Raw genomic sequence first — 22,054 nt, 5'->3', positions numbered from 1 at the left:
CGGCCAAAGCAGGCGTTACCGGCAAACGGGCCCGATTCGACTGGGTCATGCGTCAGGGCTGCGGCATTGAACAAGCCATTGATCTGAGTTAGTATTCCACGCGACGAGGGGAGGTCTTGTCAACACCTGGTCAATTGGCTGTAAAACTGTGTGATCGTGTAAACATAACAAGAGTGGAGGATGAGAAATCATGAGTAGTGTCATTTACGAGCGAATGCGGGTCAATCCCAAGTTCCAGAAACTGGTTCACGAGCGAGGACGCTTTGCCTGGACCCTGGCAACCATTGTGCTGGTCCTGTTCTACGGGTTCTTCATGCTGGTCGCCTTCAAGCCAGGGCTTCTCGGCCAACCGATTGCCGAAGGATCGATGTGGGCCATCGGCTACACCGTCGAGCTGTGCATGTTCGTTTTTTTCTGGCTGCTGACGGTGGTTTATGTTCGCCGCGCAAACGGTGAATTCGATGACCTGACCGCGGAACTGATCAAAGAAGCCCAGAAGGAGAGACTATGACCCGTCGACTGACATCGGCACTCACCCTGCTCCTCCTGTCAGGTCTGGCTTGTGCCGGTCCTGCCATGGACGCCAGCGGGGTCAAGCAGCCGACCAACTGGCACGCGATCATCATGTTCCTGATCTTCGTCGCGATGACCATGGGGATCACCTACTGGGCGTCGGGCCGCACCAAGTCCACCGCCGACTTCTATACCGCTGGCGGCGGCATCACCGGCTTCCAGAATGGACTGGCCATTGCCGGCGACTACATGTCGGCGGCAACCCTGCTCGGTCTGACGGCGATGACCTACACCTCGGGCTACGACGGCTACATCTACATGCTGGCGTTCTTCGCCGGCTGGCCGATCATCCTCTTCCTGATGGCCGAGCGGCTGCGCAACCTGGGCCGCTTCACTTTTGCCGACATCACCTCGTATCGGCTCGACCAGGGCAAGGTACGGACGATGGCGGCGATCTCGTCGTTGGTCGTCGTCGTCTTCTACCTGATCGCCCAGATGGTCGGTGCCGGACAGTTGATCAAGCTGCTCTTCGGCCTCGACTACAACATTGCGATCTTCGTCGTTGGCATCCTGATGATGGTCTACGTCACGCTCGGCGGCATGGTGGCAACGACCTGGGTACAGATCATCAAAGCCTGCATGCTGCTCTTCGGCGGCACGCTGACGCTGCTCCTGGCCTACAGCCAGTTTGGGTTTTCGCTGACCACGCTGCTCGAAAAGGCCGAAGCGGTGCATAAGCTTGGTCCCAAGCTGATGGCGCCGGGCAGCCTGCTCGCCGACCCGATCACCGCCCTCTCGCTCGGTCTTGGTCTGATGTTCGGTACGGCCGGTCTGCCGCACATCCTGATGCGCTTCTTCACCGTCGGCAACGCCAAGGAAGCGCGCAAATCAGTGCTCTACGCTTCCGGTTTCGTCGGCTTCTTCTTCAACGTGATCTTTCTGTTGGGACTGTGCGCGATCATCATCGTTGGTCAGAACCCCGAGTTCTTCGAAGGGGGTGTCGTCGGTGGCAAGATCATCGGTGGCGGCAACATGGTCGCCATGCACCTGGCCAAAGCCGTCGGTGGCAACATGCTGCTGGGTTTCCTGGCAGCGGTGGCCTTCGCGACCATCCTGGCCGTCGTCTCGGGTCTTGCTCTTGCCGGCGCCTCGGCGATCTCGCATGACATCTACGCACGCGTGATCCGCAAGGGAGAGGCGACCGAGAAAGAGGAGATCCGCGTTTCGCGTTACGCGACGATCGGCCTCGGCCTGCTGGCCATCGTTCTGGGCATCCTGTTCGAGAAAATGAACATCGCCTTCATGGTCGGCCTGGCCTTCGGCGTCGCCGCTGCGGCCAACTTCCCGGTGCTGATTCTGTCGATGTACTGGCAGGGTCTGACCACTCGTGGGGCCTTGTGGGGAGGTTACGGCGGCGTCATTTCTGCGGTCATGTTCGTGGTCTTGTCGAAGTCGGTATGGGTTGACGTACTGGGCAACAAGGCTGCCTTGTTCCCCTACACGCAGCCGGCGCTGTTCGCCATGCCGATCGCCTTCATCTTCGCCTACGTCTTCTCCAAGAGCGACACCGGACCCCGCTCCAAGCTGGAAAAGGAAGCGTTTGAAGACCAGTACGTGCGCGCGCAAACCGGTTTCGGTGCCTCGGGCGCCAGCCACTGAGCGCTCTCACGGCAAGAAGGAAATCCTGACGGGGCATACACCCGTCAGGAGCATCAAGCGCCGGCCATCTCCCCGCACCCAGCGACGGACATGGCCGGTCGCCGTTGGCTGAGCACCCCAGCGCACTGGTTGCCGCAACCCTGCGACCGCCCGGTCCACGGTGAAACTTGTTCCTGGCTAAAGTTTCCGGCCAAATTCCCGTGAAAGAGTTGATCAGTAGCCACACACCACAGGAATTCCTCGCATGCCGTCACAGCTCAGGCTTCTTGCCGCTTTCCTGCTCGCCGTCATGCCGGCAGTGGCCAACTCCGCCTGGCAGGTGGTTTCGGCAGAGACGGGCAAGCGCGTTGAGATCGACCGTAGCAGCATTCGGAAGGATGAAAACGGCAAGTCTGTGGCGCTAGGACGCATCGTTCTCGACAAACCGATCGTCGACCCCAAAACGTCGTCGTCTTACCGGATTGTCCAGGCCCTCAACCGTTACGACTGCGCGTCGCGCAGCTACAGCACGCTAAAAAGAAGCTATTTCAAGGACGAAGGCGACCTGCTGCGGGAAGAGGAGGTCAAGCTGGCGATCGAAATGCCGGTTCGCTCGGGCATGCTCGACGACAAGCTGCTGCGCGAAGTGTGCCGACCGAAACCGGGGCCCGAAGCGGCTACGGCAGCGAGCAAGACCGCCGACAAGGTCAGCCAGGCCGCCGGCGAACTGCGCAAGGCCAACGAGGCTTTATTGCAGAAGGAAGTCAAACGAGCCAACCTGCAGACACCGGCACCCGAGAAAGTCGAGGCGCAGGCACGACAGGCTCTGGCGACCAGACCGCCGGCACGCGTCCCAGACGTATCGCCTCCCGCCCTGCTGGCCACCGCGCCGGAGAAGCACCACGCCGGCAAACCGCATCCGCCGGCCGGCGAGGGCCACGCGCGCACGCATGCACAAGCGCACTGGGCGTACGAAGGCGATAGCGGGCCGGACCACTGGGGCCAACTGAAGCCGGAATATGCGACCTGCGCCACCGGCAAACGACAATCTCCGATTGATATTCGTGACGGCCTTCGCGTCGACCTGGAACCGATTCAGTTCGCCTATCGGCCGTCACAGTTTCGCGTCGTCGACAATGGGCACACCGTACAGGTCGAGGTCAGCGGCAGCAGCATCAGCCTGCTCGGCAAGACTTACCAACTCGCCCAGTTCCATTTTCACCGTCCTTCCGAAGAACGCGTGAACGGCGCGGCCTTCGACATGGTCGTCCATCTGGTCCACAAGGCAGAAGACGGCAAGATCGCTGTGGTGGCCGTCCTGCTCGAAAAGGGACTAGAGAATCCGCTGATCCAGAACGTGTGGAACAACCTGCCGCTGGAGAAGAACGAGTACGTGACGCCGCCGGCACTGAGCATCGACGTCGCCCAGTTGCTGCCGGCCGACCAGAGTTACTACACCTACATGGGTTCGCTGACCACACCGCCGTGCACCGAAGGCGTCCTCTGGCTGGTTCTCAGGCAGCCGCAGCCGATCTCAGCCGAACAACTGGCCATTTTCGCGCGCCTGTACCGGCAGAACGCCCGGCCGGTGCAGGCGAACTTTGCCCGCATGATCAAGGAATCGCGCTGATCCTGGAAGCATCCCGGCAGTGCCGGACGATGGCCTTGAGCAACAGTTCCTGCACCGCCCGTGGCAGGTCGTGCCCCATCCCCTCGATGATCTGCAGCCTGGCGCCGGGAATGTGCTGTGCGGTGTCGCGTCCGGCGGCCACTGGCACCAGCGGATCGTCGGCACCGTGAATGACCAGGGTCGGCGCGCGTATTTTCGCCAGTTCGCGACGTCGATCACCGGAGGCGATGATTGCCAGCAACTGTTGATAGAGGCCCGTCGGGTAGTGTGCACGGCTGATCGAGCGGGCCAACTCCCGGCGCAGTTCCTCCCGGTCTGTTTGAAAAGCCGGGCTGCCGATGACCGCGAACAGGTGCATCAAGTGATCAAGCTGACTTGCCGGGTCATCCGGCCTTTCCGGCCGCCGCATCAGTTGCCACAAGACCGCCGGCCGGCCGCAAGCGACACGCCAGTTGCCGCTGGCCGACATGATCGACGTCAGGCTCAGCAGGCGCTGCGCATGACGCGCCGCCACGCACTGGGCAATCATGCCGCCCATCGAGACGCCAACCAGATGCGCCCGTTCAACCCGCAAGACGTCGAGCAGACCAAGCGCGTCGTCGGCCATGTCGCTCAAGCGGTAGGGCGAGCGGACCCGCAGCCCGACGACGCCGCGAGCGATGGCCAGCAACAGTCGGGGCCGCTGCCCCCAGGCGATGCGCGTCGAATGGCCGGCGTCGCGGTTGTCGAAGCGGATGACGCGAAAACCGCTGTCGACCAGCCCCGCACAGAAAGCGTCGGGCCAGGAGATCAGTTGCATTCCGAGTCCCATGATCAGCAGTATTGTGGGCGCTCCCGGATCGCCCATGCTCTGGTAGCAGATATCGATGCCGTTGGCGTGCGCCATCGCTTCACCGGAGGGCGGGTCAGCGGCGGTCAGCATCGACCCGATGCAGCACAGGCACTGACCCGCTTCATGTTGTCCTCCACACGCTCACTGAAGCCGTTGAGCATCTCCTGCAGATCGGTCAGGCGAACCTGCACCACTTCGCCCGGCAGGCAACTGTTTGCACCACTGGCAACGACCTTCATTTCGGCGAAAGAACTGTTCCCGGCTGGCAGCTTCGCGAAACCAAGCAGATCACCCGTATACAGGAAGCACTCCCCGCCCGCTGACACATCGGCCACGTTGAGCGGCTGTGCGGTCTGAAACAAGTAGATGCTGGCATAACCGGAGGCCAGCACATCGGCCAGGACCAGTGCACGGCCGTTCTGATGCATGGCCACACTGAGGCGTACCTGCTTGCGCACCTGCTGCCGAACGTCCTCGGAAACCTGTACCGGCACCGCGTTGCCCACCGCCTGCTGGACCTGCGAAGAAGCGGCTTGACCATCAACCCATCCCAATTGGTTCTTCAGCGCGGTGTCACCCTGAACCTTGCTGCTGACCTGCTGCTGGACGGTCGCCATCTGGCCGCGAAGGGCCACTGCTTCAGGCGCGTCATAGACCGGGATCTCTCCGTAAGGCATGGAATATGCATAACCTTCTTCAAACCCAGACGAGATCTGCAGGTCGCCCATCAGGGCCACCGGGTCGTTGTAGCCGGTCACCGGCGAACTGTATGCGACCCAGGCGGCTGCCGACCCCACGACCACCACCGGCACCGCGAAGCGCGAGTAATAGCTGCGGTAGTCATCCTGAGCAAAACGCGACGGGCGGTACTGGGCTACCGGCGCACCGTGGATCTGACCCACGTCGTACTGACGAACCACCGGCCTCGGTTCATATTCCGGCCGCCCCTGCCACCAGCGTGCGTAGCGCGTCCGCTCGATCACCCGACGGTCACGACCATCCCGATCACGAAATGAAGTGAAGCGATCCTCGAAAATCGGTTTTCCATCCGGTAGCACAGCCTCACGGAGGCCATTGTGCCAAGTGACGAAGTCCGGCCCGTTGCCTACGGAGCGACGTTCAAAGTCACGCCCCTGCGTCACACGGCGGCCATCCGCATAGAAACGCGTGACGGTCCCATCGCGCGTATCCTCGGTCTGTTTGAAGCCGGTCACCTGCTTCGTCCCGTTGGGCAGGAACCTCTGCGACAACACGATTTGCGACCCGTCAGCGTTCTTGTGCCGAATATCGAAGCTCTTGTGATCCCCACGCGGTAACACGCTGGTCGCAGCATCGACAGCGACCGGTGGTAGCCGGCGGCCATCCGGCACCGGCCGCCCTGAAGGGCCTGATTGACCGCCGCGCTGCTGTTCCTGCTTCTGCGCTTCCTGCTGCGCATGCTGTTGGTCTTGCTGCTGCGCCTGCTGCTTGACGCGTTGCTGCTCCTGCTTCTGTGCATCCTGCTGCGCACGCTGCTGCTCTTGCTGCTGCGCCTGCTGCTTGACGCGCTGCTGTTCCTGCTTCTGGGCTTCCTGCTGCGCACGCTGCTGCTCTTGCTGCTGCGCCTGCTGCTGGACGCGTTGCTGCTCCTGTTTCTGCGCTTCCTGCTGCGCACGCTGCTGGTCTTGCTGTTGCGCCTGCTGTTTGACGCGTTGCTGCTCCTGTTTCTGCGCTTCCTGCTGCACACGCTGCTGGTCTTGCTGCTGCGCCTGCTGCTTGGCGCGTTGCTGCTCCTGTTTCTGCGCTTCCTGCTGCGCACGCTGCTGTTCTTGCTGCTGCGCCTGCTGCTTGACGCGTTGCTGCTCCTGTCTCTGCGCTTCCTGCTGCACATGCTGCTGGTCTTGCTGCTGCACCTGCTGCTTGACGCGCTGCTGTTCCTGCTTCTGCGCTTCCTGCTGCGCACGCTGCTGCTCTTGCTGTTGCGCCTGCTGCTTGACGCGTTGCTGCTCCTGTTTCTGCGCTTCCTGCTGCACATGCTGCTGGTCTTGCTGTTGCGCCTGCTGTTTGACGCGTTGCTGCTCCTGTTTCTGCGCTTCCTGCTGCACACGCTGCTGGTCTTGCTGCTGCGCCTGCTGCTTGGCGCGTTGCTGCTCCTGTTTCTGCGCTTCCTGCTGCGCACGCTGCTGATCTTGCTGCTGCGCCTGCTGCTTGACGCGCTGCTGTTCCTGCTTCTGAGCTTCCTGCTGCGCACGCTGCTGATCTTGCTGCTGCGCCTGCTGCTTGGCGCGTTGCTGCTCCTGTTTCTGCGCTTCCTGCTGCGCACGCTGCTGGTCTTGCTGCTGGTCTTGCTGCTGGTCTTGCTGCTGCGCCTGCTGCTTGACGCGTTGCTGTTCCTGCTTCTGCGCTTCCTGCTGCGCACGCTGCTGGTCTTGCTGCTGCGCCTGCTGCTTGGCACGTTCGTGCTGCTCCTGTTCCCGGGACGGTGGCGCCGCGTTTTTTCCACCTTCCGGTACGTGGTTCGAGCAGTTGGGGTCGGTGTTGCCGTGCGGGCATTTCAGCGCCAAAGGCATGACCTCAGCAGTGGAGCCGGGAGCCGCGCAGGCCCAGGGGACCGCGAGAATCAGGCCTAGAGCCAGTGTTTTTGATCCAAGACTTTTCATTCCGTGTACCTCGAAAGCAACATGACAAGACGCAAGCACTCAAGAACCGTGCGGAGGCGCTCTTCACTGTACTTCTTTTCCACCAGGAAAATGGCGGGGCCGCAGGATGTGCTGACCGAAGGAAAGCGGATCAGTCGCGATTGATGCGCTTCGTTCCTCAGCACATCGTACGGACCTGACCTAATCCCCGCCGCTCAAAAGCTGGCCTGGCGGCGAGGGTCGGGATAGAGGTAGCTCCTGAAACCGGAGCGATCGAAAGGGCGCCAATCACCTTCAGCCTGGCTCAGGCGATCGGCAATCGCATACAGCGTCAAGGGATTGAGACCCATGCCCAGATGGCTGGCCTGAACTTCGATATTGTCGGTCTGCGGACTCTCGCACTCCAGGCTGCACTGCCAGGCGACAACGCCATCGCTGCGGCTGAAGATCGACGTCGTCGGCACCGGTGGCGGCGACCGCAGCGGCTCGTGGAGGTCGGGCGCGCCGATCTTGTGACCGGTGGCCCACTCGTAGATGCGCCAGGCGTTGGTGGCTTTCGGGTGGCCGGTGAATGGCGTACCCATGGTGATCACCTGGCGGACGCTGGCGGGCCTGGCCTTGGCCAACTCGCGCGCATAGATGCCGCCGAGGCTCCAGCCAATCAGGCTGACCGCCCGACCGTGCTCATCTGATAGCTTGTCCAGCAGCGCGAAGCAGGCATCAACCACTCCTTCGCGTGGCCCGCGGTTGATTCCCAGTCCCCATGGGTAGGTGGCATAGCCTCGACTGCGGAGATAGTTGCGCAGGGGCAGCGTCGAGAAGTCACCCGTGATCAGGCCAGGGAAAACGAGGACCGGATGGCCATCGCCGCGCGGCGCGAGACTCAGCAGAGGAGTCACCGCGAGGCTCGCGCCGTATTCCCAGCCGGCGCGCATCTCGAGCGCCAGCCTGACCCAACCGGGCGAGCGCAACAAACCGAGTTCGTACCATCGGTCGGGTTCGTACATTCCTGTCCTCCTTGCATCTGTCGCGGCACGCCCATCGAGGGCCTGCCGGCAGAGGCGTCAATGCTTACCCGTCGCGCTCTTGCTCGGACCCTGAACGCCGGCCACCGCTCGCGCCTGCGCCCTGGCTTCCTCCTCAGCGATGTGCTTGTCCAGCAAGGCCTGGGCTGCCGTGATCTCCGCGGCCTCGGCCACTTTCTCGGCGGCGACCCGACGCTGCTCCTCGACGGCCAACTTGCGGGCGCTTTCCTCACTCGTCGTCCGCCAGCCCCAATAGCCGACACCGCTCGCCAGGGCCAGAACCAGCGCGATAGCGCCAGCCGATGCCATCCGCTTGCCAGCAGGCGGCGGTGCTGGCGGGGGCGACGAGGGCACGTCCAGCCCACGCGAGGCCTCCACCGCCGGTGCGTCGGATTGCGCTATCGGAGCCAGTTGCTCCGATGGTTCCGATGGGTCCGGTGCCGTCGGCTGCTCCGCCGCCGGTGAGGACAAGTCAGCAGTCTGACGCGCGCCACAGTGCGGGCAGAATTTCACATCCGCCTCAATGGCCTTGGCGCAACTCGTGCAAATCATGTTGTATCTCCCCAAGCTGCAAATCGTACTGTCACCTGTATGCGCGAGACTCTTAACATCGACCCGGCGCAGCACAGGCACTGACCCGCGTCATGTTGTCCTTCACCCGCACACTGAATCCATCGAGCATCCCCTGCAAGTCTGTCAGGTGAACCTGCACCAGTTCGCCCGGCAGGCAACTGTTCGCCCCACTGGCAACGACCTTCATTTCGGCGACGGGGCTGGCTGGTAGACTGGCGAAACCGAGCAGATCACCTGGGTTCAGGAAGCACTCTCGGCCCGCCGACGCAGTGCCCACCTTGAGGGGTTGCGCAATCTGGAACAGGTAGATTCTTCCATAGCCGTAGACCAGCACATCGGCCAGGAGCAGTCGCCGGCCGTTCTGGTGCATGGCGATACTGAGGCGTACCTGTTTGCGCACCTGCTGCCGAACGTCCTCGGACACCTGTGTCGGCACCGCGCTGAGCACCGCCTGCTGGACCTTCGACGAAGCCGCTTGACCATCGCCCCAGGCCAATGGCTTCTTGGGCGCCGTGTTGCCCGGAACCTTGCTGCTTTTGCGCGGCGGCGTGGCCTTGCGCGGCTGGGTGGCTTTCTGGGGCTGCGTGGCCTTGCGCGGCTGTGTGGCTTTCTGCGGCGGCGTGGCTTTCCGCGGCTGTGTGGTCGCCACGGGGCCATGACGCGCCACCGATCGAGGTCCGTCATGGACAGGGGCTGCGCCATAAGGCATCAAGTAGGCATTCACGTCCCTATAACCAGACGCGATCTGCAGATCCCCGAGCAGGGCGAACGGAGCACCGTGAGTCTGAACCACGGTGTACTGATGTACCGGTATCGCTGCATATTCCGGCGTGCCCGGCCGCCAGCGCTCGTGGCGCGCCCGCTCGATGACCCGTCGGTTCGTCCCGTCACGATAACGAAATGACGTGAAGCGATCGTCGAGAATCGGCCTGCCGTCTGGTAGCACAAGCACCCGGCGGCCATCGTATCCGGCGATAAAATCGGCCCCGCCGCCCACGGAGCGAGCTTGCATGGCCTCAGGAGTGAAGCCGGGAGCCGCAAAGGCCCAAGGGAACGCCAGAATCAGCCCTAGCGCCAGGGTTCTTGATCCAAGACTTCTCATTCTGTTCTATCTTCCCCAAAATCCTACGGACTCAGCACATCCTGCGCACCAAGGGCGTGCGTGCTTGCCGCCGTTGCCTGCGCGTCAGCACTCGGCTTGCGCACCGCTGCGCGTCGACGCAGCGGCCGTTTCACTGTCTCCGGCCCAACCGAGGCGGCTCTTGGCAGTTGCTCAAGCTCCGCATAGGCGCTGGTCAATGCCCGTGCCAACCCATGCACGTCCGGAACGGCATCGTGGGCGACCGTCAAACCGAAATCCAGAGAATCACAGTAGCTGAACACCGTGATGTTCAGCCCCAGACCGTGCTCGACGATGCTCAGAGGCCAGCAGGCACTAACCCGTGCGCCGGCCAGGTAGAGTGGCTGCCGCGGGCCAGGCACATTTGAAATCGCCAGATTGGCCAGCGGCGGGATGACTTTAGCCAAACCCGAACGGCCATAGAGCGTAGCCAACGCACGCACGATCCAGGGCACGCCCAGCGACGGGAAGTCGGTCGGAATGACCGACCTGGCGTGGGCGGTCAAGGCCTTGGCTGCGTCCGCGGCGGCGCGGACCGCGTGCAGTCGGCGTAGCGGATCGGCCAGATGGGTGGCCAGCTTGACCAGCGTCAGCGTCGCCTGAATGCTGGTGTCGGTGTCGCCGGTCTCGCGCAGCGAAACCGGCATGGTGGCAATCAACGACTTGCGCGGCACGCCGCCGTGTTCCTGCAAATAGAGACGCAAAGCACCGCTGCAAAGCGTCAGGACGACGTCGTTGAGCGTCGCGTCTTGCCGGCGGGCAATCTCCTTTACCCCGGCGAGCGATAGCGAGACCGCAGCGAAGCCCCGCTCACCCGAGATCGGAACATTCAGTGCCGTCTTCGGGCCAAAGGCGAGGTTCTGGCGCATAGCGGCTGCCTTGCCCTTGCCCTCCGGCTTGAACATGCCGGCCACCAGGTGCAGCCCTCCGGGCAACTGCCGAAGCAGGCTGGCACACTGGGTCGCCGTATGGCGGAAAGCAGCACCCAGGCGATCTCCCAGACCTGGACTTTCGACCTCGCCGACCCGCTCGCGCCAGTCGTCCGGGACTTCTGCCGGCTCGGCGGTAGAGTCGAATAGTTGACCCGCCAAGGCCATTCCCGACACCCCGTCAAGCGCGGCATGATGGATCTTCAGGTACAGGCCGATCTCGCCACTCGCCAGTCCTTCGATGATCGTCAACTCCCACAGCGGGTAGCGACGGTCGAGCAGCGTCGAATGCAGCCCACTGACGCAGGCCTCGAGTTCGGCGAAGGCGGCCGCTTTCGACAGGACGATATGGCGCAGATGATGCGAAAAATCAGGGACACCGCCGTCAATCCAGACCGGATTGGCGAACTGCAGCGGCATCGGCGCCAACCGGGCACGAAGAAACGGCGACAGAGCCAGCCGCGGCATCAGGTGGCGCCTGATCTCGCTGGCGAGATCCGCCTTCCGGTCAGTCGGCGGATCGAGCAGATACAGCGCAGCGACATGCATCGGCGTCGCCGGCGTTTCCAGGTGCAGAAACGTACCCTCCAGCCCACTCATGTTTCTCATTTCTGATCCTCGCAACCGGTCACGCAATCTTCCCTTCTGGTTCATCGTCCCGCCGACGATGGCGCCGACGGAGCTATCCTCCACAAGGGTGCGCCTTGCTGTCCCTAGAGGCCAAGCCGCCCCTGCGTATTGAACGCTTTGTCGAGCAACTCGGAAGCCAATGCCTGCAGGTGGTCTATGGCGCCTGACGCGTAACCGGCCGGGTCTCCTCCGGTGGCTTCCCGCCAGACTCCTGCCACCTCGGCTGGCGTGAGCGGGCGCTCGCTGCCGTTCGCCAACTGTAGCATCGCCTGGAATGCATCCTGCCAGTGCTTGCTCGGAGCATAACGGTAGCCAATGTAAGCGATTTCGTGCACCGCTTCGCGTACTTCGAACGCTGACCACAATCCGTCCGCAGTGCAAGCAAGGGCGCTGCCATCCGGCAGCGGCAGCAGCTTTGCCGAACGCGCCTCCTGATTCTCGATGCGCAGAGTGAAACGGAGCATGGGGAACCCTTTCTCGCGCAACGCTGGAAGAATTCTGTTTTCAATCAACCAGGAATCGAGGTTGTGGGTTTCTGCCAGGATAAGTCGCAGCAATTCACCATCACTGGCGCTCACCTGCCGGGCCTGGGACAACAATGAAGCGGCGCCTTGCGGCCAGTCGAGCGACAGTTTGTTCATCCGTTTCTCCGTCAGGTCAGCCGTCGATGGGAAATGCCGGAAGTTCTTCCGAGCAGCGCGATTGTAGGGCCAAAACGGGCTGCCAAGCGGCCTGGCGAATGCCGGTCGCTACGGGACATGCTCGCAAGGTCGCTGCCCGCCGGGAAGAACGGTACATTCCTACGTTGCAGCGATTCTTCTCAAGCTGTGCCGGTGAGATGCCGTAGGAGATACGGAAACCTTCTTGCGCATCCTCCGAGCCCTCGACCCAAACGGTCATGACTTCTCGAGATACCCCAGATCATGAGCCACGACATCTACCTCGTGCACTTCACCGATGGCGCGACAGCCTGTGAAGCTGTCGGCGAGCCGCACGGCAGTTCCGTCGACTCACGATTTCACTGCTATCGCTCCCCCTTTGCTGAAGATGAGCGTCTCCTGGCCAAGCATGGCGACCCGTGCACATGGGACGAATAGAGCATTCGCTGGTCAGCCATTTCGAGGTCTGGGTGGCAGCCAACTCAGCACGCTTTCCTTTTCCGCTTCGGCAGCTTGAACGTACCGAGGAGTACGGGATCTATGGGCTGGTCGGGATTACTCATCACGTGTCCGTGTTTGTCGGCAACGACAGCCTCAGCGTGACAGTCGAGTGGCAAGGCCAATGCTGGGACATGCTGCTCAGCCTGGATGCCGTGGGCGAAGCGGTCGAAGGCGGCTATCGCTGCCAGCTGTGCTGTGAGGACCACTCCGAAGCCGCGCTGTTTCCCACACTGGACAGTCTCTGGGAAGACCATCTCTTCCTGCCGTTCGTGAACTGGATCAACAAGGCGCTCTGTTCCGCCACCCACCTGTGGATCGAAAGCACACCAACCTTGAGCGCCACCTGGGCGAGTCTGATCACGCTCGACGGTGAAGCCGCCAAATGCGAGGGAGTAGCGTTACCTCTTCGCGTCTGATCCACAAAGAGAGCCCTCCGGCCAATGGACGGGCACCCGAAACGTGGCAGCACACCTGACGGCGACCTCCATCGCGCCGATGCACAAGCGGCGATCGCCGACACGTCGACGACTCGATACAAGGGTGGCGAACAGGTGAACGGCTGCCGTTTGTTCAGCCGGACTTGCGCTTCCCTTTCTTGGTCTTTTTTGCGGAACGCACTGCGGGGGCGGCACTGCTCTTGAGCATTTCCGAGTCTTCACAGTTTGTCAAAATCCGCCGCCGACATTTCCGAAAACTCCGCGTTTTTCAGAGAGTCGATTACCTCGCTCTTGCGATCGCCAAGCCCAAAAAATGACAGGTCGTAGCAAATGCTGTGAAGAATCTGGAGGAGGGTTGGTGGGCCGAAATTGATCTCCTCCATGGAGAGTGCCCGGCCAGCCGTCGCTTTCTGATCCCGGCCATGAACGAATACCTTTGAAGTCCGCTCCAGTCGGAGTGGATAGTGCAGGCATGTCCGAACACTAACGCCGCACATGCTCCACTCTTGCCGGTCACCGACGCTGCGACCATTCGAACCAGGGTCACGCTCAGGGAACCCAATGCCCAACAGCATCAGGCGCGTCATCACATCATAGGCCTTGGTGCGCAGGGCAACTCCGCAAGGGCGAGCCAGAAGCAGATATTCCACTTCTTCCGGGTCGTCGGCGGCAGTGTCGGAACTTGCCTCCCCCGCAAACGCTTCCTCGACCAATTCCACTGCCCAAAAACGGCGAAGGGTCTGCAACAGAGGCGGGTTACTTTTCAGGAGCAGCAGGATATCACACAGGGTGACTCCCTCATCCAGGACCGCCAGCTCGCAGAGGTATTCGACAGCAAGTTCGGATACGTCGGTCTCGGCGAGGTTGGAGTCCGAATAAAACAGCAAGCCGCCGGATCTCACCTGGACATGGCTGGCTGGCTCGATCAATTCCATTGTTCTCTCCTGGGTGGCCTGTTGGCTATGTGCTTGCCGGCAGCGACCGCACTCCCCTGGCGGCTCGGCCGATGGCCATTATCGCGCAGCTTGCAGTGGGAAGCTCGCATCGTGAGCTGTGGGTGACCGACCGTTGTACGCTTGCACTCGCAAGGCACGCGCGCAGTCTTCGGCTCCCGGGCTCGTGCATTTCCACTGCATCGTCATCGGAGGCACTTTCGAGGCCGACGCCTGCTGCCCTTCCGTCTGATCGCCAACGGTGGCGCCTGGCCGCCAGCTCGACAGGGATCAATGAACTCGCCGATTGACGGGTTTTGCGGGGCGAACCTATACTGACTCTTCCGTCGCCGAGTAGCCTGTTTCGCGTGCTGCGATTGCACGATCGGCATTGCCTTGTGGCGACACGTTGAGGATATTGACTGGTGAACGCGGAATCTCTGAAGGAAGCGATCAAGCGGGAGTTGCCCGGTTGGCTACGGGACGATCCGGCTTTGCGCGCCTACATCCTTGAACTGACTCGCGAGCAATCCGCGGACCGGGCAGAAACGCAGGACCGCTTCCATGAAATGCTGAGCGAATTGCGCCGCGACCGCGAGGAACGGTCGCGCAAGTGGGACGAGGAAACGCGCAAGTGGGATGAGCGCAACCGCAGGTGGGACGAGCAATCGAGCCATTGGGATGAGCAGAACCGCAGGTGGGATGAGCAATCGCGTCATCGGGATGAGCAGAACCGCAGATGGGAGGAATCGGGAGAGCGCTTTGACCGGCTGCACGAGGAGATCATGGCGCAGGCCCGCAAGTTCGATCGCAGCATCGGAGCGCTGGGATCGCGCTGGGGAACGCAGTCGGAAAGGGCATTCCGCGATGCACTGGCCGCGATCCTCGAGCAGACCTTCGGCGTGCAGGTGGTGAATGTCAACGAATACGACGATGAAGGCGTCGTATTCGGAAAACCCGATCAGGTCGAAATCGACGTCATCGTCAAGAACGGCCTGCTGCTGATTTGCGAGCTGAAATCGTCGATCGACAAGGCCGGGATGTACATCTTCGAGCGCAAGGCCCGCTTCTACGAGCGACGACACCAGCGCCAGGCCGACCGCCTGATCGTGGTCTCGCCGATGATCGACCCGCGGGCGCGAAAGGTCGCCGAACGGCTGGGGATCGAAACCTACGGCGATTCCTTGGAGGTGGAGTCGTTCTGAGATGACTGGTGAAATCTGGGAGGGCAAGCGTGCGAAGGCGATTTACAGCAATGACCTGCCACATACCGGCGCTGGGCCATCGACCAGGCCCGGAGTATCGATCAGGGTATACTCGACCACTCTGCGTCCCCATTCAGGAGATCTCGCATGGGCCTGGCACTTCGCGATCAGTGTTACCACACTTACGGCGACTACCTCTCGTGGCCGGAAGACCTTCGTTACGAGCTGATCGACGGCATGGCCTGCCTGATGGCGCCTGCACCCACGCTGGAACATCAGGAAGTCGTCGGTGAAATCTATTTCCAACTCCGGCAGGCGCTGGCAGGGAAGTCCTGCCGCGTCTTCGTGGCGCCGGTAAATGTCCGCTTCCCGAAGGCCGACGAGAGCGACGAACAGGTGGACACGGTTTTGCAGCCGGAAGTCCTGGAGTTGACCGGCGAAACCGCGGTGGGCGTGTTGCCGGGTGTTTCCGTTTGCTGGAACGACCTCGTTCAGAGGTTGCCGAAGCCGGAGTATTAGGTGGCGCTGACCACCGGGGATGAGCTGCGTGAGCGCATTCGCCGCCAGCGCCAGCTCAAGGGGCGTCAGACCGACGCGACGTCGCTCAGTGAAGTGCGTTCGCTGCTGGGCGTGCCGCCCACGGCCGGCCACCGCCGTGATTTGCTGATCGAACACCTGCACAAGCTTAACGACGCTTACCGCTGCCTGCATGACCGCCATCTGGTGGCGCTGGCCAGCGAGATGAATATTCCCCTGGCTGAAGTCTATGAGGTGGCCACCTTCTACCACCACTTCGAGGTTCTCAAGGGCGATGCGCCCGCCGCCGAACTGACGGTACGCGTGTGTGATGGCCTGAGCTGCGAGCTGGCCGGAGCCCGTGACCTGCTGGCACGCCTGCCGGCCTTGCTGGGAACGCCGCAGGTGCGCGTCATCGCGGCCCCCTGCGTGGGGCGTTGCGAGCAGGCGCCGGTCGTCATCGTGCATCAGAACCCGGTGCCGCTGGCGACCCCGGAACGTGTATTGGCACTGGTCATTGCCGCCGCCGGCCAGCAGCCCATGGCGCGGGGAACAGGGGCGTTTGCTGCGGCCGACCATGCGCAGGGGAGCGTTTCGCCGGCCCCGGACCTGATCCAGGTGTCGCCCGACTACGCGGGCTACCAGACCTACCGCGAGCAGGGCGGTTATGCGCTGGCCACCGCGCTGGTCAATGGCCAAGACGACCCCGAGCGCGTCCTCAAGGCGATGGAAGCCTCCGGCCTGCGTGGCCTGGGAGGCGCGGGCTTCCCGGCCGGGAAGAAGTGGCGCATCGTTCGCGAGCAAGCCGCGCCGCGTCTCATGGCCGTGAACATCGATGAAGGCGAGCCGGGCACGTTCAAGGACCGAACGTTCCTGGAGCGCGACCCGCACCGCTTTCTGGAGGGATTGCTGATCGCCGCCCAGGTCGTGGGCATCGACGCCTGCTACCTCTACCTGCGCGACGAATACCACGGCTGCCGTGCACTCCTGGCAGCGGAGCTTGCCCGGCTGCAGGCAGACCCGCCTTGTCGGCTGCCGGCCATCGAATTACGCCGCGGTGCCGGCGCGTATATCTGTGGCGAAGAGTCGGCCATGATCGAAAGCATCGAGGGCAAGCGCGGTGAACCACGCATGCGCCCACCGTATATTGCCGAGGTCGGATTGTTTGGTCGCCCTACCCTGGCGCACAACTTCGAGACGCTGTACTGGGTGCGCGACATCGTCGAGCGAGGCCCTGACTGGTTCAGCGGCTTTGGCCGTCACGGCCGCCAGGGATTGCGCAGTTTCAGCGTCAGCGGCCGGGTCAAGCTGCCGGGCGTCAAGCTCGCACCCGCGGGCATCACCGTGCAGGAGCTGATTGACGAATACTGCGGCGGCATGCTCGACGGACACAGCCTCTATGCCTACCTGCCGGGCGGCGCTTCGGGCGGCATCCTGCCCGCCCGCCTGAACCACCTTGCGCTGGACTTCGACACGCTGCAGCCTTATGGCTGTTTCATCGGCTCGGCGGCGATCATCGTGCTCAGCGAGCATGACCAGGCGCGCGATGCTGCGCTCAACTTGATGCAGTTTTTTGCGCACGAGAGCTGCGGCCAGTGCACGCCCTGCCGTGTGGGTACTGCCAAAGCCGTTCGTCTGATGGGGTCGCCAGAGTGGGACAACGAGACGCTGGCAGACCTGAACGCGGTCATGAGCGATGCTTCCATATGTGCCCTCGGGCAGGCGGCGCCCAATCCGGTGCGTTGTGTGCAAGACTATTTTCCGGGGGAGATCAGCTAGATGGCTGCGCCCGCCAAGCCGGCCGACTCGACGCCCGGGACTGTGGCATTCACTCTCGACCAGCAGATCATCGACGCTTTCGCGGGTGAAACGATTCTCCAGGCGGCGCAGCGCCATGGTGTGGACATCCCGCACCTCTGCTACCGGCAAGGGTATCGGGCGGACGGTAATTGCCGCGCCTGTGTCGTCGAGATCAAGGGCGAGCGCACCCTGGCGCCGAGCTGCTGCCGCAGCGCGACCGCCGGCATGGAGGTGCACGCGAAAAGTGAACGAGCGCTGAAGAGCCAGCAGATGGTGCTCGAGCTGCTGCTCTCCGACCTGCCCGACACGGGCTACAAGTGGCTCGACGGCGGGCAGGAGAACGACGGGCAAGGCGTCCCGGCGGCCGTGGGCCAGCATGGCGAACTGAGCGACTGGGCGGCGCGCCTGCAGGTCGACGTGCGTCCCGCGCTCAGGGCAGTGCGCCGTGAGCAGCCCGCCGCGGATCTGTCGCATCCGGCGATAGCGGTCAATCTGGACGCCTGCATCCAGTGCAAGCGCTGTGTGCGCGCCTGCCGCGAGGAGCAGGTCAACGGCGTGATCGGCTACGCGATGCACGGTGCGCACAGCGAAATCGTCTTCGATCTGGGCGACGCCATGGGCGACAGCAGTTGCGTCGCCTGCGGCGAATGCGTGCAGGCCTGCCCGACGGGCGCGCTGATGCCCAAGACGCAGATCGGCTCACAGGCGGTGGACAAGAAGGTCGACTCGGTCTGTCCTTTTTGCGGTGTCGGCTGCCTGCTGACCTATCACGTCAAGGACAACCGGATCATCAGCGTGGCGGGACGCAACGGTCCGGCGAACCATGACCGCCTGTGCGTCAAGGGGCGTTTTGGTTTCGACTATGCCCACCATGGGCAGCGGCTGACCAAACCCCTGATCCGCAGGCCGGATGTGGTCAAGAACCCGGCCGTGGCGCCGAATCCGGGCGACTGGAGCGCAGTGTTCCGCGAAGCATCGTGGGAGGAAGCACTGGAGTTCACCGCGGGTCAATTGAAAGGCCTGCGTGACCGCCATGGCAGAAAGGCGCTGGCGGGTTTCGGCTCGGCCAAGGGCAGCAACGAAGAAGCCTACCTCTTCCAGAAGCTGGTGCGTACCGGTTTCGGCTCGAACAACGTCGACCACTGCACGCGGCTGTGCCATGCCTCGAGCGTCGCCGCGCTGCTCGAGGGCGTCGGCTCGGGCGCGGTCAGCAACCAGGTCAACGACGTGCAGCATGCCGGACTGATCCTGGTCATCGGAGCCAACCCGACGGCCAACCATCCGGTGGCGGCGACCTGGATCAAGAACGCCGCCAGGCGGGGCGCGACGATCGTTCTCGCCGACCCGCGCGTCACCGACATCGGCAGGCACGCCTGGCGCACCTTGCAGTTCAAGGCCGACACCGACGTCGCGCTGCTCAATGCGCTGATCCACACGATCATCGACGAGGGCCTGGCCGATGAGGAGTTCATCCGCACGCGGGCCAGCAACTACGAGGCGCTGAAAGAAAACGTCAGGGGCTACAGCCCGGAAGCGATGGCGCCGATCTGCGGCATACCGGCGCCGACCTTGCGCGAGGTAGCGCGTGCATACGCGCGGCCCGCCGGGTCGCTGCCCGGAGCGATCAGGGGAGCTATGATTCTGTGGGGAATGGGTATCAGCCAGCACGTGCACGGCACCGACAACGCGCGCTGTCTCATCGCGCTGGCCGCGGTGGCCGGCCAGATCGGCAAGCCGGGTTCGGGCCTGCATCCCCTGCGCGGCCAGAACAACGTGCAGGGCGCCAGCGACGCGGGACTGATTCCCATGATGTTCCCCAACTATCAGCGGGTCACCGACACCCGCGCGCATGCGTGGTTCGAAAAGTTCTGGGATAGCCCGCTCGACGACCAGCCGGGTTACACCGTCATCGAGATCATGCACCAGGCGCTGGCTCCCGACAGTGACCCGCACAAGGTGCGCGGCATGTACATCATGGGTGAAAACCCGGCCATGAGCGACCCGGACCTGAACCATTCCCGTCACGCGCTGGCATCGCTGGAACATCTCGTGGTGCAGGACATTTTCATGACCGAGACCGCCTGGCTCGCCGACGTGGTGCTTCCGGCCACCGCGTGGCCCGAGAAGACCGGCACGGTCAGCAACACCGACCGCATGGTGCAACTGGGCCGGCAGGCCATCGACCCGCCCGGCGACGCGAGGCCCGACTTGTGGATCATCCAGCAAATCGCACGGCGAGTAGGCCCCCACGCTCCGCACTTCGTGCCGTCGCGGCCCCCCGAGGGGGCTGCCCCCGCCTTGGGGCGGCCCTGCGGCGGGAGCGGCCCCCACGCCCTTCAATGGGACTATCCAGGCGAACACAGTGGTGTCGCCGCGGTATACGAAGAGATGCGTCAGGCCATGCATGCCACCATCTCAGGCATTACCTGGGAACGGCTGCAGCGCGAGTCGAGCGTCACTTACCCCTGTCTGAGTGCCGATGATCCGGGCTCGCCGACGCTGTTCATCGACTCCTTCCCGACTCCTGACGGCCGCGTCAGGCTGGTGCCGGCCGACATCATTCCTGCCAATGAACGACCCGATGCGGACTTTCCGTTTGTCCTGATCACCGGGCGCCAGCTCGAACACTGGCACACCGGCAGCATGACGCGCCGCTCCGGCGTACTCGATGCGATCGAGCCGATGGCGACCGCGTCCATGTGTGGCGACGACATGGCCGCGCTGGGCGTGTCGCCGGGCGACGTGATCAGCGTGCGCTCACGTCGTGGCAAAGTGGCGATCCATCTGCGCCGCGACGACGGCACTCCTCGGGGCGCAGTGTTCATTCCCTTTGCTTACCACGAGGCGGCGGCCAACCTGATGACCAACGCGGCACTCGACCCGGTCGGCAAGATACCCGAGTTCAAGTATTGCGCCGTTGCCGTCACCGCGGGCGGCGTGGTCTTGCCCTCTGCCGGCTACGGCAGCGGTGCCATGCCATCCTGATCGACAGACACACGTATGGCCAACCAACTGCCCCGCCTGACCCAGGCGCGCGCCGCATTGACCCGCGCAATCGAAGTCATCAACCAGCATGGCGAGACGGTCAGCCTCGCCATTCCCGCCGAACGGGCGCTGACGGTGTATGTGGACAAGCGCGAACTGGTGACGCTGATGACCCTCGGCGCGCAGCCGGAGTGGCTGGTGCTGGGATTCCTGCGCAACCAGCGGCTGCTGGAGTCAGCGAACGAGATCGAATCGATCACCGTCGACTGGGAGGTGGGAGCGGCGGCGGTCAACACCCGTGGCGGCATCGCCGACCTGCCTGCGCGCACGGCCAAACGAGTGGTGACAACCGGCTGCGGCCAGGGCAGCGTCTTCGGAGAGTTGATGGGCGACGTGGACAACATCGTCCTGCCACCGGCAGTCCTGCGCCAACAACAGATCTACGGCATCGTCGATACGATTCGCGTCAGCGACAGCACTTACAAGGCCGCCGGTTCGGTGCATGGCTGTGCGTTGTTTCGCGGTGAAGAGTTGCTGATATTCATCGAGGACATTGGCCGCCACAACGCGATCGACACCATCGCCGGCTGGATGTGGTTACAGGACGATGATTTGCGACGCGGTGGCGACAAGGTCTTTTACACCACCGGGCGACTGACCAGCGAGATGGTGATCAAAGCGGCGCAGATGGGTGTGCCGATCGTGATTTCGCGTAGCGGAGTTACGCAGATGGGCCTCGAAGTGGCACAAAGGATTGGCTTGTGTGCCGTCGGGCGGGCCATCAGAAAGCACTTTTACTGTTATTCAGCACCACACCGCCTCCTGTTGCAGCCGTCGCTCGCCTGAGAAAGCGGGGATCAGGCGTCGATTGAGATAGAGATCGGTCAGCACGCGCTGACATGTTGCGCGCCGAAGGCGGCGCCAGAGCCCTCCCGTCGCGGCCCTCGTAAGCGGATGACACGGGTGCGAAAACTGCGCGCTCACCGGTGAGCACGGGTAGTAGCCCGCCCGCGCATTGACTGACGCTTCCATTTCGTGTAACAGTCGGCAGTGGAGTAATGATGCTGCAATACTCCGCCCATGCTGATTACTTGAGGAGACCCACATTGTCGAAGAAAAAAGTCAAAAAGACGTCCGCCAAGGCGGCCAAGAATAAGATGCTGACGCCATCTGTCGATCCGCTACAGGCGCTTCAGGATCGCGTCGCGGCGCTGGAGGGGCAAGTCGCGCACTGGTCCCTGCAGGAGGGCCCGCAAGGACCGCAAGGACCGCAAGGGCCACAGGGCGAGACTGGACCTGCCGGGCCCAAGGGCGATCCCGGAGAGGACGGGAAGAAGGGCGATGCCGGTGCTAGCGGGCCGATGGGGCCGAGCGGTCCTGCCGGTCCGACGGGTCCGGCCGGTGCCAAAGGGACCACGGGCCCAGTGGGTCCCAAGGGCCCCGCTGGACCTCCGGGCGCGAAGGCGTCGGCGGAAAGCAATGGCGAATCATGAGTTGACGAGGAAATCCCG

The 22,054-nt window shown here is 63.1% G+C and carries 19 protein-coding genes; 11 read left to right on the top strand and 8 right to left on the bottom strand.

Annotated features, from left to right (window positions below):
* The first annotated feature begins 190 nt into the window (after nt 1–190).
* The 3 genes from ACCAA_RS21585 to ACCAA_RS21575 all read left to right on the top strand — a co-directional run bounded on the left by ACCAA_RS21585 (nt 191) and on the right by ACCAA_RS21575 (nt 3,781).
* A complete protein-coding gene (locus ACCAA_RS21585) occupies nt 191–511 on the top strand; it encodes a DUF485 domain-containing protein (protein ID WP_186409306.1) in 321 nt (106 codons plus the stop codon).
* Nucleotides 508–2,172: a cation acetate symporter gene (locus tag ACCAA_RS21580; RefSeq protein ID WP_186409305.1), complete on the top strand. Its 1,665-nt coding sequence runs from the start codon at nt 508–510 to the stop codon at nt 2,170–2,172. The genes ACCAA_RS21585 and ACCAA_RS21580 overlap by 4 nt, the downstream gene beginning before the upstream one ends.
* A gap of 244 nt (nt 2,173–2,416) precedes the next feature.
* Nucleotides 2,417–3,781 (top strand): carbonic anhydrase, encoded by a 1,365-nt coding sequence (locus ACCAA_RS21575; RefSeq protein ID WP_186409304.1) that lies wholly within the window; start codon nt 2,417–2,419, stop codon nt 3,779–3,781.
* Here the strand turns inward: ACCAA_RS21575 and ACCAA_RS21570 are convergent.
* Entirely contained in the window at nt 3,765–4,703 is a 939-nt protein-coding gene (locus ACCAA_RS21570) for an alpha/beta fold hydrolase (RefSeq protein ID WP_245754734.1), read from the bottom strand. The genes ACCAA_RS21575 and ACCAA_RS21570 overlap by 17 nt on opposite strands.
* A complete protein-coding gene (locus ACCAA_RS21565; protein WP_186409303.1) occupies nt 4,697–5,827 on the bottom strand; it encodes a hypothetical protein in 1,131 nt (376 codons plus the stop codon). The genes ACCAA_RS21570 and ACCAA_RS21565 overlap by 7 nt, the downstream gene beginning before the upstream one ends.
* Before the next feature lie 177 nt (nt 5,828–6,004).
* Between ACCAA_RS21565 and ACCAA_RS21560 the strand changes: the two genes are divergently transcribed.
* Nucleotides 6,005–7,222: a hypothetical protein gene (locus ACCAA_RS21560; RefSeq protein WP_186409302.1), complete on the top strand. Its 1,218-nt coding sequence runs from the start codon at nt 6,005–6,007 to the stop codon at nt 7,220–7,222.
* Between the two features lie 224 nt (nt 7,223–7,446).
* On the opposite strand, the gene ACCAA_RS21555 is transcribed toward ACCAA_RS21560, so the two are convergent.
* The 5 genes from ACCAA_RS21555 to ACCAA_RS21535 form a co-directional block, all read right to left on the bottom strand.
* Complete coding sequence (locus tag ACCAA_RS21555) at nt 7,447–8,238, bottom strand: alpha/beta fold hydrolase (protein WP_186409301.1); 792 nt, start codon at nt 8,236–8,238, stop codon at nt 7,447–7,449.
* A gap of 57 nt (nt 8,239–8,295) precedes the next feature.
* Nucleotides 8,296–8,808 carry a zinc-ribbon domain-containing protein gene (locus ACCAA_RS21550; RefSeq protein ID WP_186409300.1) on the bottom strand — a complete coding sequence of 171 codons (513 nt, stop codon included), beginning with the start codon at nt 8,806–8,808 and terminating at the stop codon, nt 8,296–8,298.
* A gap of 52 nt (nt 8,809–8,860) precedes the next feature.
* Nucleotides 8,861–9,781: a hypothetical protein gene (locus ACCAA_RS21545; protein WP_186409299.1), complete on the bottom strand. Its 921-nt coding sequence runs from the start codon at nt 9,779–9,781 to the stop codon at nt 8,861–8,863.
* Between the two features lie 173 nt (nt 9,782–9,954).
* A complete protein-coding gene (locus ACCAA_RS21540; protein ID WP_186409298.1) occupies nt 9,955–11,487 on the bottom strand; it encodes a wax ester/triacylglycerol synthase family O-acyltransferase in 1,533 nt (510 codons plus the stop codon).
* Nucleotides 11,488–11,591: 104 nt separating this feature from the next.
* A complete protein-coding gene (locus ACCAA_RS21535; RefSeq protein WP_186409297.1) occupies nt 11,592–12,149 on the bottom strand; it encodes a hypothetical protein in 558 nt (185 codons plus the stop codon).
* Between the two features lie 282 nt (nt 12,150–12,431).
* Between ACCAA_RS21535 and ACCAA_RS21530 the strand changes: the two genes are divergently transcribed.
* The gene (locus ACCAA_RS21530; RefSeq protein WP_186409296.1) at nt 12,432–12,605 is read left to right on the top strand and encodes a hypothetical protein; all 174 of its coding nucleotides are present in this window, start codon (nt 12,432–12,434) and stop codon (nt 12,603–12,605) included.
* Nucleotides 12,593–13,084 carry a hypothetical protein gene (locus tag ACCAA_RS21525; RefSeq protein ID WP_186409295.1) on the top strand — a complete coding sequence of 164 codons (492 nt, stop codon included), beginning with the start codon at nt 12,593–12,595 and terminating at the stop codon, nt 13,082–13,084. The genes ACCAA_RS21530 and ACCAA_RS21525 overlap by 13 nt, the downstream gene beginning before the upstream one ends.
* A gap of 239 nt (nt 13,085–13,323) precedes the next feature.
* Here the strand turns inward: ACCAA_RS21525 and ACCAA_RS21520 are convergent, their stop codons facing one another.
* The gene (locus tag ACCAA_RS21520; protein WP_186409294.1) at nt 13,324–14,040 is read right to left on the bottom strand and encodes a hypothetical protein; all 717 of its coding nucleotides are present in this window, start codon (nt 14,038–14,040) and stop codon (nt 13,324–13,326) included.
* A 422-nt stretch (nt 14,041–14,462) separates the two neighbouring features.
* Between ACCAA_RS21520 and ACCAA_RS21515 the strand changes: the two genes are divergently transcribed.
* The 5 genes from ACCAA_RS21515 (at nt 14,463) to ACCAA_RS21495 (ending at nt 21,389) form a co-directional block, all read left to right on the top strand.
* A complete protein-coding gene (locus ACCAA_RS21515) occupies nt 14,463–15,242 on the top strand; it encodes a PD-(D/E)XK nuclease family protein (protein WP_186409293.1) in 780 nt (259 codons plus the stop codon).
* 147 nt (nt 15,243–15,389) lie between these two features.
* Nucleotides 15,390–15,761, top strand: coding sequence for a Uma2 family endonuclease (locus ACCAA_RS21510; protein ID WP_186409292.1), 372 nt, complete (start codon nt 15,390–15,392; stop codon nt 15,759–15,761).
* Entirely contained in the window at nt 15,762–17,537 is a 1,776-nt protein-coding gene (locus ACCAA_RS21505) for an NAD(P)H-dependent oxidoreductase subunit E (RefSeq protein WP_245754733.1), read from the top strand. It begins immediately after the preceding gene.
* Complete coding sequence (locus ACCAA_RS21500) at nt 17,538–20,543, top strand: molybdopterin-dependent oxidoreductase (protein ID WP_186409291.1); 3,006 nt, start codon at nt 17,538–17,540, stop codon at nt 20,541–20,543. It abuts the gene before it with no gap.
* 15 nt (nt 20,544–20,558) lie between these two features.
* Nucleotides 20,559–21,389, top strand: coding sequence for a formate dehydrogenase accessory sulfurtransferase FdhD (locus ACCAA_RS21495; RefSeq protein ID WP_186409290.1), 831 nt, complete (start codon nt 20,559–20,561; stop codon nt 21,387–21,389).
* Nucleotides 21,390–22,054 lie beyond the last annotated feature (665 nt).

It is taken from the genome of Candidatus Accumulibacter aalborgensis (assembly GCF_900089955.1).
Lineage (GTDB): Bacteria > Pseudomonadota > Gammaproteobacteria > Burkholderiales > Rhodocyclaceae > Accumulibacter > Accumulibacter aalborgensis.
Note: the sequence above shows the minus strand (reverse complement) of the source record. Positions and strands in the feature narration are given on the sequence as shown.